The organism is Lentzea indica (assembly GCF_012184385.1).
Lineage (GTDB): Bacteria > Actinomycetota > Actinomycetes > Mycobacteriales > Pseudonocardiaceae > Lentzea > Lentzea indica.
Map to the genome: position 1 here is coordinate 1 of NZ_VSRL01000246.1, position 13,121 is coordinate 13,121.

Consider the following 13,121-nt stretch of genomic DNA (forward strand, 5'->3'; position numbering starts at 1 on the left):
CGTCGATGCCGGACGCCGCCGTGGGGCCGGCGGGCAGGGTCAGGGTCAGCCGGGGGTCGCAGAGCGCGACCTGCGCGGGCGTCGCGACGACGTGCATCTTGAACGCCCGCTTGCTGTCGGTGATGATCGCGCCCGCCACGACCTCGCTTCCGGTGCCCGCGGTGGTGGGCACCTGGACGAGCGGCGGAGGCGTTCCGGTGACCGCACGGTCACCGTCCTCATAGGACGTGATGCAGCCTCCATCGGCGATGATCACGGCCGCGGACTTGGCCACGTCCAGCGAACTGCCACCGCCGACGCCCAGAATCCCGTCGCAGCCCAGGGTCTTGTACATGTAGGCGGCCCCGGCAACGTGCTGTTCGGTCGGGTTGGTGCGCAGGTCGGAGAACACCGTGTAGGACACGCCGGCGTCCTTGACGGACTTCAGCACCGGGTCGATCACGCCCGCGTCCAGCACGCCCTGGTCGGTCACCACCAGCACGTGGCGGACACCCAGGGAGCGCAACGCCTCACCGGCAGCACCGGCAGCGCCGGGCCCGTAGTGGATCTGCGGCACGAGGTGGAAGAAGTTCACCACAACCTGCTTTCCCGCTGCCACGGCTCGACGTAGTCGATCGTCGACGCGTACGCACGCAGCTCGTCGATGTTGGAGAGGACCTTGGTGAACGCGTCGCGATAGCGCTCGACCGAGTCCGGGTCGCGCAACGACGCCATGCACAGCCGTTTGCCGACCACCACGGACGACCGGATGACCTCCAGCGTCGCCGGGTAGTCCTCCTGCCGGTAGCACTGGTCGCGCGAGGTCTGGCCGCACGTCCACGGACAGCCCCGGCCGTAGCCGGTCTTCTGCTGGAACAGCGTCTGCCCCGGCAGCGGCCGGTTCTGGTACGACATGACGCCGATGCCCTCTGCCAGCAGCGCGTCCTGGACGGCTTGGCGGAACAGGCCGTTCGGCAGGCCCGCGACCGAACCGTCGAACAGCACCCGGAAGTGGTGGTAGACGTGCGTGCGGTCGTCCGGGACGTGCGGTGGCCGCACGCCGGGCACGTCGGCCAGCGCCTTCGCGAGCGTCCGCGCGCCCTGCTGCACCTGCGCGGTGTAGTCGTCCAGCCGGTCGATCTGGGTGCTGGTGAACGCGGCGACGATGCCGCTGAGCCGGTAGTTCCAGCCCATCGTGTGCGCGTTGTAGTCGCGGCTGCCGTTCGCGCCGATCGTCTCACCGAACATCTTCACGGCGTCCGCGCGGTTGCGCAGGTGCGGCGACGACGTGGTGAGCAGGCCGCCTTCTCCTGCCGTGGCGAGGTTCTTGCCCGCCATGACGCTGAACGCGGCCAGGTCGCCCAGCGACCCGGTGCGGCGGCCGCGGTAGGTGGCGGCGTGCGCCTGCGCGGCGTCTCGATGACGACGAGGTCGTGTTTGCGCGCGAACTCGGTGATCGGATCCATGTCGGCGGGCAGGCCGTGCAGGTGCACGGCGATGATCGCCTTGGTGCGGTCGGTGAGCTTCTCCTCGAGCCGGGCGGGGTCGATGGTGAACGTGTCCGGATCGATGTCGACGAACGCGGGGACGCCCTGGTGGTGCAGCACGCAGGTGGCCGATGCGAGGAAGCTCAGCGCGGGCACCAGCACCTCGTCACCGGGACCGACGCCGGCCGCGGCCACCGCGGCGTGCAGTGCCGCGGTACCGCTGTTGACCGCGATGCAGTGCTCGGCGCCGACGTAGGCTGCCCACTTCCGTTCCAGCTCGGGGACCCTGGTGTCGTTGAGCCAGCTCAACTTCCCGCTGAGGAGCGTGTCGGTGACGGCTTGGACGTCGCGGTCCTCCACGATCGGCCAGCGGCTCTCGTCGACGCCGTGCGGCACCGCCGGAGCGCCACCGAGCACGGCGAGCGCGCTCACGACAGCACCTGCAGCTCACGCGGCACCCGCTTGTCGGTCAGCACCTCGCAGCCCGTCTCCGTGACGACGACGGTCTCGCTGAACCCGACGTGCCCGTTCAGCTCCGGCACGATCAGCGACGGCACCAGGTGGAACACCATGTTGGGGCGCAACACCGTCTCGTCGCCGGGATGCAGGTTCATGATGTGGCTCTCGTTCCAGCCGGGCGGGTAGCACACACCGATCGAGTAGCCGGTCTCGTGCGTGTGGTCGCCGAACCCGTGCGCGAGGATCGCCTTGCGCGCGGCCGCGTCCACCTCGCCGGACGTCGCACCGGGACGGATCGTCGCGATCGCGGTCTCCAGCGCGTCGATCACGGCGTCGGCGCGCCCGGTGACCGGCCGCGGCGGCGTGCCGATGAACGCGGTGCGCATGTTCGCTGCGCTGTACCGCTTGACACAGCCGGAGAACTCGAGGAACACGATGTCGCCGTCGCGCAGTTCGCGTCCCTCCCACGTGCCGTGCGGCAGGCCGGACCGCTCGCCGCTGATGACGTACGGCGGGCTGCCGGGGTACTCGCTGCCGTGCCGCAGCGTCGCGGAGTACACCGGCGGCCGCCACGTCGTTCTCGGTCTTGCCGGGCCGTGCCTCGGCGAGCGCGGAGACCATGCCGGCCATGGCGGCGTCGGCGGCCTGCCGGATGAACCCGAGCTCGGCGTCGGACTTCACGAGCCGGGCGGACTCGACGAGGCCGGTGCCGTCGACCCACCGCACGTCGCCGAGCGACTCCATCAGCTTGCGGTAGGTGCGGATCGGGAAGAAGTAGCCACTCTCCTCAATGGACAGCGTCTTGCCGGAGACCCCGAGGCCGCGCACCGTGTCCACGGTGACCTGGACCGGGTCGTCGGTGACGGTGTAGTCGACGTGCCGGTCGAGCCACGACAGGCGTTCGACGTTGATGCGCTCCTCGCGGTAGGTGAGCAGGAGCGGCTCGTCGTCCACCGGCACCATCAGCACCTGGTACATGTAGTAGCCGAGGGTCGTGTAACCGGTGAGGTAGTAGATGTTCTCGGGAACGCTGACCAGGGCGATGTCGACACCCCGCTCGGCCATTGCTTTCCGCACGGTGTCCAGTCGTTCCCGGTACTCGTCCAGGGAGAACGCCAGGTTGTCGTTGTCGCGCATGTGTTAGCTCCTGCTGAACTCGAGAAAGTTGTGTCGTGGGCCGTCGCGCCGCACGAACTGCTCGTCCTGCCACTCCCACACCCAGCCCGACCGCCGGCGCCCTCCGTACGGCGCGAGCGGCCTCTTGCGCCGCCGGGACAGCCAGGTCTCCTCGATGAACACCTGCCCGTGGCTGCGTTCCAGCCGCTCCGCGACGCCCGCGACCCGCCCGAACGCGGTCGCGGACAACCCGTAGGGCGAGCTCTCCGCCAGCTCCAGCGCCTCGGGGATCGAACCGACCCGCTGAATAGCGATGACCGGCCCGAACGTCTCCTCGCGCATGACGGTCATCCGGTGGTCCGCTCCGGCCACCACGATCGGCGGCACGAGCACGCGCTCCTCGCCGTTGACGTTCATCGGCTTGCGCAACCCGGTGTTGAGCACCACGGCGCCCTTGCCGACCGCGTCCTGCATCTGTTCTTCGATCCGTTGCGCCACAACGGGAGCAAGCGGTCCGATCTGCGTCTCGGCGTCCTTCGGATCACCGGCGTTGAGCTCCCGCACCAGATCGGTCACGCGTTCGACGAAGTCGTCGTACGCGGCGGACACCACGTAGAACCGCTCCGGTGAGGTGCACGCCTGCCCGGCGTTGAACGTGCCCGCCTCGACCGCGGCCCGCGCCGCCTCGTCCACCAGCGCCGGGCACAGCACCAGGAACGGGTCCTTGCCCGGCCCCTCGAAGATGAGCTTCGTGCCGGTGACGCGGGCGAGCGTCTCGTAGCCGGCGGCCCAGGCGTCGTCGCCGAACGCCATGAGCGCGTCGATCTCGGGCTGGTGCATGGCGTACGAGAGGAACCCGGCACCGTCGTGGTCGATGAACTCGGCCACGTCTCCCACCAGCCCGCTGAGGACCTCGGCCCAGGCGCGGCGCCGGCGCGGCAGGCGCACCAGGGTCTTGTTGCCCGTCAGGTGCGACGCAGCGATCGTCGCGAGCGGGTTGCTCAGGATCGCGTTGCCGGGCAGTGCCAGCGCCACCCGCCCCAGCGGCCTTCGTCCCGCCAGTCTCGGGATGATGCCCGCGAACGCCTCCAGCCTGCTCACCGCGAGTGCCAGGTCGGCGCGGATCACCTGGCGCGGGAAGGGCAGCAGGTCGACGGCGGCGTCCTCCAGCCCGGCGGCCTCGTCCAGCAACCGTTGGCAGATAGTGGAGATGACGTCCAAGCGGGAGGCCGTGTCAGGTGTCGGACTCACGACCACCACCCCCTTCCTCGGCATGTCGCCGGACCGTATGGGCGCGCAGTTAGCCCCCAGTTACGGCCCCGGTTCGCGTAACTCCGCGCTAACTGCGCGGACATACGTTGCGGCGCACTGAATCCGTGTGCGAAAGGTGGAACGTCGTGCGGGAACGACAGCTGTACTTCCACGAGCTCGTAGAGCAGGCGGCCCGCCGTGACCCCCGCGCGACCGCCGTGGAGCAGGACGACCGGCAACTCGACTTCGCCCACCTGGACGGGTACGCGAACCGGCTCGCGCAGCACCTGCGCGGGCTCGGGGTCACCGCGGGCTCGCGGGTCGGGCTGTGCCTGGAACGCGGCATGCCCAGCCTGGTCGCCCAGCTGGCGATCTTCAAACTGGGCGCGGCTGCCGTGCTGCTCGACCCCGAGTACCCCGAGGCGCGACTGGCGTTCATGCTGGACAACGCCGAGGCGGTCGCGCTGGTCACCCGGTCCGAGCTCGCTGACCGGATCATCCTCGACCGGGACTTCCCTGTCGTGCTGACCGACGGCGACGAGTGGCGCAACGCGCCCGAGGTGAACCCCAGCGCCGAGGTCGACGACGACACGGTGTGCCACGTCGCCTACACGTCCGGCTCGACCGGTGTGCCCAAAGCGGTGCTGTTGCGGCACGGTCCACTCAGGACTCTCATCGCCACCCTGCGGGACCAGTGCGGGATCACCGCACACACGCGGGGCACGTGGCTCTCCTCGCCCGGCGCCGGATTGGTGGAGGTCGACTGCTTCCCCGTGCTCGCCGCAGGCGGAGCGGTCTGCATCCCACCGTCCGACATCGCCGCGAAGGCGGAGGCGCTCAAGGACTGGCTGGTCGAGAAGGAGATCACGCACGCCCTGTTGCTCACCGCGACGGCCGAGCGGACGTGGCACCTCGACTGGCCGGTGCACACCAAGCTGCGCAACGTGCGCATCGCGGGTGAGCGGCTGCGCAGCTGGCCACCCGACCACCTGCCGTTCGAGGTGGTCAACGTGTACGGCTCGTCGGAGGCGACGGTCGTGACCACGTGCAACCTGTCCGCCATCGGCCGGACGCTCACCGACGACGAACGCGCTCACCGCGCGCCGCCCGTCGGACTTCCGGTGCCCGGTGTGCGCGTGCACGTGCTCGACGACGAGTTCCAGCCGGTGCCCACGGGCACGCCCGGTGAGCTGTTCGTGTCCGGCGCGAGCCTGTCGCAGGGCTACCTCAACCGGCCGGAGGCCAACGACGAGAAGTTCCTCGAGAACCCTTTGGACGACGACCCGAACCCGGTGCTCTACCGCACCGGTGACGTCGCGCGGCGCTGGCCGGACGGCATCGTCGAGGTCGTCGGCCGCACCGACAACGAGGTCAAGATCCGCGGTTACCGGGTGCACCTCGGCGAGGTCGAGTCCGTGCTCGCCCAGCAGCCCGGTGTGCGGCAGTCCGCGGTCACCGCGTACGAGCAGGTCGAGGGCGAGCGCAAGCTGGTCGGCTACATCGAACCCGACCGCGCCGCACCGCCGCTGTTGTCCGCAGTACGCAAGGCGTTGCGGCAACAGCTGCCGCACTTCATGGTGCCGGCCGTGCTGGTCGTCGTGGAGGACATGCCGATCTCCGCCAACGGCAAGATCGACCGGGACGCGCTGCCACCGCCACCGCGCACGCGGCCGGATCTCGGGGTCGAGCTGGTCGAGCCGCGGGACGACCTGGAACGCGCGCTCGCCGCCGTCTGGTGCGACGTGCTCGCGGTCGACGAGATCGGGGTGCTGGACAACTTCTTCGACCTCGGCGGCGACTCGCTGAGCGCGATCCGGCTGCTCACCAGGATCGGAGAGGAGTGCAGGGCCGAGCTCGGGCTGACCGATCTCGTGCGAGGGCCGAGCATCGCGCAGGTCGCGCGCAAGGTCGAGACGCTGCGCGCGCAGGGCGCCGCACCCGACGAGTTCCCGGTCGTCGCGCCCGACGAAGCCAACAGGTACGAGCCGTTCCCGCTCACCGAGACGCAGCAGGCGCTGTGGATCGGCCGTGGCGACGCGGTGGACTTCGGCAACGTCGGCTGCCACGGCTACTTCGAGTGGGAACGCGACGGGCTCGACGTCGACCGGTTCCGCGCGGCGTGGCGGAAGCTCGTGCGCCGGCACGACATGCTGCGGGCGATCGTGCTGCCCGACGGCACGCAGAAAGTCCTGCCGGAGACCGGTTGCGACGACATCCGCGTCGCGGACCTGCGTGACCTGCCCTCCGACGAGGCGGAGGCGCACGCTCTCGCCACCCGCGAGGAGATGTCGCACCAGGTGATCGACTCCGACCGGTGGCCGCTCTACGACATCCGGCTCACGTTGCTGGGCAACGGCAAGGTGCGCCTGCACGTCGGCATCGACCTGCTGATCATGGACGCGTGGAGTGCGTTCCAGGTCCTCTTCCCCGATCTGATCGAACTCTACGAGAACCCGGACGCGGACTTGCCGCCGCTGGACATCACGTTCCGCGACTACGTGCTGCAGTCCAAGGCCGCGCTGGAGAACTCCGAAGCCTATCGCCGCTCGCGCGAGTACTGGGTGTCGCGCGTGCCGAACCTGCCCGCCGCGCCGGATCTGCCGCTGGTGAGCAACCCGCGCGGGGAGGTCAAGTTCGACCGGCGTGCGCACGACGTGCTGCCCGACGAGTGGAACTTGTTGAAGGAACGGGCGAAGAAGGCCGGTGTCACGCCGTCCGGCATCCTCGTCGCGGCGTTCGCCGAGGTGCTGCGGACGTGGTGCAAGAACGACCGCTTCACCATCAACTTCCCCATCTTCGACCGGCTGCCGATGCACGGCGAGATCGACCGGCTGCTCGGCGACTTCACGAACACGCTCCTGGTGGCCGTGGAGAAGACCGACGGCACGTTCGCCGAACGCGCGCGCGACATCCAGGAGCAGATGTGGAGCGACCTGGAGCACCGGCACTTCAACGGGGTGCAGGTGCTGCGGGAGCTGTTGCGGCAGCAGCAGTTCGCCGGACTCCGGCCGGCCATGCCGATCGTCGTGACCAGCCTGCTGGGCCACCCGCCACGCCGCCAGGTCTCCGCGCTGGGCCGCGAGACGTACGGCATCTCGCAGACCCCGCAGGTGCTGCTGGACTTCCAGATCCGGGAGATCGACGGGATCCTGCACTTCAAGTGGGACTTCCTGGACGCGATGTTCCCGCCGGGCCTGATCGACGCGATGTTCGCCGCCTACGTGCGGCTGATCGAGCGGCTCGTCCACGACGAGGCGCAGTGGCACGTCGAACTGCCGCAACTGGTGCCGGCCGAGCAGATCGCGGTTCGCGAGTCGGTCAACCGCACCGCCGCCGAGGTGCAGGACGTGCTGTTGCACGAGCTGCTGTCCGAATCGGACTCCCCCGCGGTGATCTCTCCCGGCCGCACGCTGTCGTTCGACGACCTGCGCCGCTGCGCCACGCGCGTCGGGCGCGGTCTGCGGGCGGCGGGAGCACAGCCGAACGAGCTCGTCGCCGTCGTGCTGCCGAAGGGCTGGCAGCAGTACGCGGCCGTGTACGGCGTGCTCGCGTCCGGCGCCGCGTACCTGCCGATCGACCCGTCCGTGCCGGACGAGCGACTGCGCTTCCTGCTGCGCGACGGCGAGGTCCGGTTCGTGCTGACCGCGGAGGGCCTGCGAGAGTTCCCGGACGACGTCCGGACGTTCACGGTGCCCGACTTCGACGGCGAGTCCGAGGAGCCGCTGGAGAGCGTCCAGTCGGCCACCGACCTCGCCTACGTCATCTACACCTCCGGCTCGACCGGGACGCCGAAGGGCGTCATGGTCGACCACCGCGGTGTGGTGAACATGTTCTCCGACATGAACTCCCGGCTCGGCGTCGGACCTGGCGACCGCGCGTTCGCGATCTCCGGGCTGCACTTCGACCTGTCCGTGTACGACCTGTTCGGCGTGCTCGCCGCGGGCGGGTGCGCGGTCGTGCCGGAACCGAATGAGCAGCCGGATCCCGCACACTGGCTGGATCTCGTGCGAGAGCACGGTGTCACGTTCTGGAACTCGGTGCCCGCACTGGTGGAACTGCTGGTGGACAACGCCTCGCCAGGTGATCTCGACTCGCTGCGCACCGTCGTGATGGCGGGCGACTGGATCCCGCTGACCCTGCCGGACCGCCTCCGCGCGCTGGCGCCGCCGGTCCGGGTGATCGGCTCCGGCGGACCGACCGAGACGATCTGCTGGTCGGTGGTGTACCCGATCGGCGAGGTGTCGCCGGACTGGACGTCCATCCCGTACGGCACGCCGATGGCCAACCACCGCTACCACGTGCTGGACCAGCGCTGGCAGGACCGCCCGACCTGGGTGCCGGGCCAGATCGTGGTCGGCAGCGACGTCGGCCTCGCCCACGGCTACTGGCACGACGACGAGCGCACCAGGGAACGGTTCTTCCGGCTGCCGTCCACCGGCGAGCGGGTCTACGCGACCGGTGACCTGGGCCGCTACCTGCCGGACGGCACGATCGAGATCCTCGGCCGCGACGACTTCCAGGTGCAGGTCAACGGCCACCGGATCGAGCTCGGCGAGATCGAGTCGACCGCGGAGCGCCACCCGGACGTGCAGTCCTGCGTGGTCGTCGCGGCGGACTCGGCGAGCGGCGGCAAACGGCTGGTGTGCTTCGTCGTGGGGTCCGCCGGGATCGCGGACTTCCTGAGGTCGCAGCTGCCCGCCTACATGGTGCCCGCGGACATCCGCGAGCTGGAGTCGTTCCCCTTGACCGGTAACGGAAAGGTGGACCGGCGGGCACTCACCGCGCAGGCCGCCCTGGTGACGTCGTCCACCTCCGAGGAGGTGTGCGGCCCGGTCGAGGCGCTGGTGGCCGGCGTGTGCGCCGAGGTGCTCCAGCTGCCCGAGGTGGGGGCGCACGACAGCTTCTTCCAGCTGGGCGGCGACTCGCTCACCGGCACCCGCTACGCGAACAAGCTCAACGAGACGTTCGACGTGGCGCTCTCGGTGCGCGACGTCTTCACCTTGCCGACGTGCGCGCAGCTGGCCGCGGAACTGGCTCGTGACCAGCGCATCGTCGACTTCGCGCAGGCCATCGCCGAGCTGGCTTCCGCCGAGGAGCTGGACGGCGCACCCGTGGCGGGGAACTAGAGCGCCGGAGATCGGGACCTGTGGCCGTCGACGGCCACAGGTCCCTGTCACTTGACGGAGTGAGCGCTCACTCCGCAACATGGGTGCATGACACCAGCATCCGAAACCCGGCGAAGAGCGCCGAGCATGAGCGCGGAAGACCGGCGCGCCATGATCGTCCACGCGGTGCTGCCGCTCCTGATGGAGCACGGCGCGAACGTGACGAGCAGCCAGATCGCCCGCGCCGCCGGCATCGGCGAGGGCACCATCTTCCGCGCGTTCAAGGACAAGGACGAGCTGTTCGACGCCTGCACGGCCGAGGCGCTGAGCCCGATCACGTGCTCGACGCGATCGCCGAAATCCCCGTTGACCAGCCCTTGGCAGACCGGCTCGTCGAAGCAGCCGAAGCGCTCGGCGCGCACCTCGAGCGGATGGGTGCGCTGATGGGCGCGCTGCACGCGTCCGGCCGATTCAAGCACCGCGACCCCGGACAGCGCCTCAAGGACAAGAACGGCACCGGGAAGGGCGGGCGCCGCGAGTCGATGGCCGCCATCCGAGAGGCGATGGTCGAGCTGTTCACGCCGGAAAAGGATCGGCTGCGGCTGCCGCCGGAGCAGCTCGCCGCCCTCTTCCTGACCTTGTTGTTCGGCGGCCGCCGGCTGGCACCGGACGTCGACGCGCCCACCACGCGCCAGGTGGTCGACTTCTTCCTCCACGGCGCCGTGGAGGCTGGATGATGCCGGGCGGTGGGGGCGGCATGGAGTTCATGGTGGGCCGGCGCGGCCGCCGGCGGCGCGCCACGACCGTGCCGGACAGCGGGCTCACCGGACCGGTCGACATTCCCGAACCGAAGCAGGACGACGAACCGAAGGATCTGCGCTCCCGGCTGAAGCGCGCGAAGACGTCCGTGGCGGGCACCGTCCGCGGTCTGCCCAAGGTCGCGAAGCTGACGTGGCAGGCCAGCCCGATCCTGACCATCCTCCTGGCGCTGATCACGCTCTTGTCGGGGCTCCTGCCGACCGCGACCGCGTACATCGCGAAGCTGCTGCTGGACTCCGTCGTCGCGGCGATCCAGCACAGCGGCACCACGCGTGACATCGTGAACGTCGCGTTGCTCCAGTTCGGCGTGCTCGGCGCGACCGCGATCAGCAGCGCGCTGACGTCGATCGCCCAGTCGCTGCTGCAGGAACGCATGACGCTGACCATCCGCCACCAGGTGATGGCGCACGCCAGCGAACTGCACCTCTCGTACTTCGAGGGCTCGACGTCGTACGACATGCTGCGTCAGGCCGCGCAGGAAGCGCCGACGCGGCCGCTGTCGATGATGAACTCCGCGCTGGGGCTCCTGCGGACGCTGATCACGTTCGGCAGCATGGTCGCACTGCTCGTCTCGATCAGCCCGCTGCTGGCCCTGGTCGCGCTGACGGCGCCGATCCCGGCGTTCATCTCGCAGTCGAAGTACGGCACGCGCGCGTTCTGGCTGACCTTCATGATGTCGCCGATCAAGCGGCGGATGGACTATCTGTCCTCTTTGGTCACAACGGACACCTACGCCAAGGAGACGAAGCTGTTCGGGCTCGGCCCGTACTTCGTCGACCGGTTCCGCCGGCTCGGCACCGTTTCCTACGAGCGACAGCGGAAGCTGACGATCAACCGCAACATCAGCTCGACGTCCTGGGGGCTGCTGAGCACGCTCGCGGGTTCGGCGATCACGTTGTACATCGCGCTGGAAGCGGTCGGCGGACGGCTCACACTGGGAGACCTGGCGCTGTACACGGCCGCGGCGGCGTCCGTGCAGACGTCGGTGTCCGGGCTGTTCACGGCGTTTTCGGGGATGTACGAGAACAACCTCTACCTCGACACGCTGTACCGGTTCCTGGACACGAAGCCGGAGATCACGGCGCCGGCGTCACCCCGGCCGATGCCGTCCACAGTGGAGGGTCACATCGAGTTCGACTCGGTGACCTTCAGCTACCCCGGCGCCGAGGAGCCCGCCCTGGACGACGTCAGCTTCGAGATCCGGCCCGGCGAGACGGTGGCAGTGGTGGGCCGCAACGGCGCGGGCAAGTCGACGTTGTTCAAGCTGCTCTGCCGGCTCTACGACCCGACAGGCGGCCGCATCCTGCTCGACGGCGTCGACATCCGCGAGTACGACCCCGTCGAGCTGCGCACGCGGATCAGCGCGATGTTCCAGGACTACGTGACGTACCAGGGCACGGCCGCGGAGAACATCGGCCTCGGCGACCTCACGCGGCTCGAAGACCGGCCGCACATCGAGGGCTCGGCACGCCGCGCCGGCGCGGACGAGCGGATCGAGCGGCTGCCCCGGGGTTACGACAGCCCGCTCGGCCGCTGGTTCGATCAGGGTGTCAGCCTGTCGGGCGGTGAGTGGCAGAAGATCGCGCTGGCCAGAGCGTTCCAGCGGGAGGCGCCGATCCTGGTGCTCGACGAACCGACGTCGGCGCTGGACGCGCGGGCCGAGCACGACCTGTTCTCGCGACTGCGGGAGCTGTCGGAAGGCCGGACGACGCTGTACATCTCGCACCGGTTCTCGACCGTGCGGCAGGCGGAGCGGATCCTGTTGCTGGAGCACGGGAAGGTCGCCGAATACGGAACGCACGAGGAGCTGATGACGGCCAAGGCCGGGTATGCCGAGCTGTTCACGTTGCAGGCAAAGGCGTACCTGGACGAGGTGCCTGGCTGAGCCGTTTGCTCTGGCCTCAGGCCAGGGAGAGGAAGAGTTTTTCCAGTTTCGCGCGGTCGAGAGTGTTGTTGCCGTTCTCGCCGGCGGTGATGCACTGCTCCAAGCCGGTGGCGATGATGGCGAATCCGGCCTTGTCCAGGGCGCGGGAGACGGCGGCGAGCTGGGTGACGACGTCCTCGCAGTCCCGGCCGGCCTCCAGCATCCGGATCACGCCGGCCAGTTGGCCCTCGGCGCGGCGCAGTCGCTTGATGACGTCGCCGACGACCTGGGTGTTCTCCAGTTGCATGCCGCTCATCCTCTCCTCACCTCCGGGGTGATACCCCGGCGGGTACTGCAATGGTGCAGCGCTGCGCGGGCCGTGGACATTCCGGGCCCGCGCAGCGTCCGGTTCACGTCCCGGCCGTCGCACGGGATCCGGTGGTGCCGATGTGCCGCAGCGGGCAGCGGGGCACGAACCCCAGGCACGTGCCCACGGCGATGCCGATGCCGGCGACGGCGAGGAGCGCGGCGACGCGTAGGTGGTCCGGGGCCTGCTCGGCCAGCACGAAAGCTCCCGTGGCCAGCACGAACCAGCCGAACCCCCGGCGCAGCGCGTCCGCTGGGATCCGGGTCACCAGCCGGTTCCCGATGAGGCTGCCGGCGACCGCGGCGGCGGTGATCGCACCGGTGAGGGCCCAGTCGATCGGTACCGCGGCCAGGTAGCCGATCAGGCCCGCGACCGACTTCATGGCGATGACCAGCAGCGACGTGCCGACGGCGACGGACATGGGCAACCCGCCGAGCAACGCCAGTGCGGGAACGACCAGGAACCCACCGCCCGCGCCGACCAGACCCGTGACCATGCCGACGACGGTGCCGTCCAGGAGCACCCTGCCCACCGGTAAGTCGGTGTGCGCGGACATGGGCGCGACGTGCCTGCGACCACGCAGCATGCCCACCGCGGTGGCGACCATCACGACCGCGAACGCGGCCATCAGCAGCCGGCCGGGCAGGTGGCCGCCGGCCAGTCCGCCCACGAAG

At 69.8% G+C, this 13,121-nt stretch carries 8 protein-coding genes and 3 pseudogenes; 4 read left to right on the top strand and 7 right to left on the bottom strand.

The annotated features are described in order from the left end of the window. The 3 genes and pseudogenes from FXN61_RS39585 to FXN61_RS39600 all read right to left on the bottom strand — a co-directional run. Positions 1-574, bottom strand: a 574-nt coding sequence (locus tag FXN61_RS39585; RefSeq protein WP_167979025.1) for an iron-containing alcohol dehydrogenase, incomplete at its 3' end; no start/stop codon positions are given. Continuing rightward, a pseudogene (locus FXN61_RS56710) lies at positions 571-1,898 on the bottom strand (DegT/DnrJ/EryC1/StrS family aminotransferase). The gene FXN61_RS39585 and the pseudogene FXN61_RS56710, both read right to left, overlap by 4 nt. Further along, entirely contained in the window at positions 1,895-2,485 is a 591-nt protein-coding gene (locus tag FXN61_RS39600; RefSeq protein WP_167979028.1) for a M24 family metallopeptidase, read from the bottom strand. Before FXN61_RS39600 ends, FXN61_RS56710 begins: the two are co-directional and overlap by 4 nt. 26 nt (positions 2,486-2,511) lie before the next feature. Between FXN61_RS39600 and FXN61_RS51140 the strand changes: the two genes are divergently transcribed. After that, the gene (locus FXN61_RS51140; protein ID WP_223165807.1) at positions 2,512-2,682 is read left to right on the top strand and encodes a hypothetical protein; all 171 of its coding nucleotides are present in this window, start codon (positions 2,512-2,514) and stop codon (positions 2,680-2,682) included. Here the strand turns inward: FXN61_RS51140 and FXN61_RS56715 are convergent. Beyond that, a pseudogene (locus tag FXN61_RS56715) lies at positions 2,664-3,062 on the bottom strand (aminopeptidase P family N-terminal domain-containing protein); the annotation flags it as partial. The gene FXN61_RS51140 and the pseudogene FXN61_RS56715 sit on opposite strands and share 19 nt — an antisense overlap. Before the next feature lie 3 nt (positions 3,063-3,065). Beyond that, a complete protein-coding gene (locus FXN61_RS39610; RefSeq protein WP_167979029.1) occupies positions 3,066-4,292 on the bottom strand; it encodes an aldehyde dehydrogenase family protein in 1,227 nt (408 codons plus the stop codon). A gap of 146 nt (positions 4,293-4,438) precedes the next feature. On the opposite strand from FXN61_RS39610, the gene FXN61_RS39615 reads away from it, so the two are divergent. From FXN61_RS39615 to FXN61_RS39625, 3 genes and pseudogenes are all read left to right on the top strand, one after another. Then, positions 4,439-9,418, top strand: coding sequence for a non-ribosomal peptide synthetase (locus FXN61_RS39615; protein ID WP_167979030.1), 4,980 nt, complete (start codon positions 4,439-4,441; stop codon positions 9,416-9,418). 126 nt (positions 9,419-9,544) lie between these two features. Continuing rightward, positions 9,545-10,134, top strand: a pseudogene (locus FXN61_RS39620) (TetR/AcrR family transcriptional regulator). Between the two features lie 20 nt (positions 10,135-10,154). After that, a complete protein-coding gene (locus FXN61_RS39625; protein ID WP_167979031.1) occupies positions 10,155-12,101 on the top strand; it encodes an ABC transporter ATP-binding protein in 1,947 nt (648 codons plus the stop codon). 16 nt (positions 12,102-12,117) lie between these two features. On the opposite strand, the gene FXN61_RS39630 is transcribed toward FXN61_RS39625, so the two are convergent. After that, complete coding sequence (locus tag FXN61_RS39630) at positions 12,118-12,387, bottom strand: metal-sensitive transcriptional regulator (protein WP_167979033.1); 270 nt, start codon at positions 12,385-12,387, stop codon at positions 12,118-12,120. Between the two features lie 103 nt (positions 12,388-12,490). After that, the coding region (locus FXN61_RS39635; protein ID WP_167979032.1) for a sulfite exporter TauE/SafE family protein at positions 12,491-13,121 on the bottom strand (631 nt) is incomplete at its 5' end.

Excerpts from the sequence above, each read along its gene's own strand:
- FXN61_RS39630 (WP_167979033.1), bottom strand. The coding sequence starts at position 12,387 with ATGCAACTGGAGAACACCCAGGTCGTCGGCGACGTCATCAAGCGACTG.
- FXN61_RS39625 (WP_167979031.1), top strand. The coding sequence starts at position 10,155 with ATGGAGTTCATGGTGGGCCGGCGCGGCCGCCGGCGGCGCGCCACGACC.